The organism is Grimontia marina, assembly GCF_900060185.1.
In the GTDB taxonomy this organism is placed as follows: domain Bacteria; phylum Pseudomonadota; class Gammaproteobacteria; order Enterobacterales; family Vibrionaceae; genus Enterovibrio; species Enterovibrio marinus.
The window spans coordinates 1-832 of the sequence record NZ_FIZY01000198.1; the positions used below are offsets into that span (position 1 = coordinate 1).

General features: G+C 44.2%; 1 protein-coding gene. It reads right to left on the bottom strand.

Annotated features, from left to right (window positions below; translation table 11 throughout):
- The coding region (locus GMA8713_RS25960) for a carboxy terminal-processing peptidase (protein WP_198159599.1) at window positions 1-832 on the bottom strand (832 nt) is incomplete at both ends.

Genomic DNA, 832 nt, shown 5'->3' on the forward strand with positions numbered 1-832 from the left:
CATCTTGGCCCACACCAATAATACGATCGCCTTCACCCAACTGCTTGCTATTTGAGGCAGGACCACCCGCAACTAACGAACGAATGATAGTGTAGTCGTCGGTCATTTGCAGCACAGCACCAATCCCTTCCAATGAAAGATTCATTTCTGATTGGAACTGCTCGGCATTACGTGGAGAAAGATAACTGGTGTGCGGATCAACTTCACGCGCAAAAGCATTCATATAAAGCTGAAATACATCTTCGCTGTGGGTCTGAGACAGACGTTTGATCGCGTTATTATAACGCTTGCCTAGCGTTTCTTTAATTTCCGGCCACTCTTTACCCGTAAGCTTTAAGTTCAGTGCATCATATTTGACACGTTGCTGCCATAACTTATCGAGCTCGATTTTATCTTTCGGCCAAGCCGCTTTTGAGCGGTCAAGTTCCATCGATTCATCGGCTTCAAATGTAATGTCTTTGTCGAGCAGAGAAAGCGCATATTGAAAACGCTCAAAGCGCTTTTGCATTGATAAGTTATAAACATCAAATGCAATTTGGTTATTGCCAGCCTTGTGTTGATCATCAAGTTGTGTCGACCACGTATGAAAGGAATCAATATCGCTCTGAGTAAAGATATTGCGGTTGTAGTCCAGCAGTTCGAGATAACGATTGAAGATAGCTTGCGAGAAATCGTCATTCAAGTTGAAGTGTTTGTAATGAGAACGAGTAAAACGGGAAGTCACACGCTTACTCGCCGTTTCATGCTGCATTTCTGGGGCAAGAAGAGGTAAATCTTCTTTGCTGAGAGTGGCTTCTAAAGCCTGAACGGATGACGCTGCTAGCCATAGGCC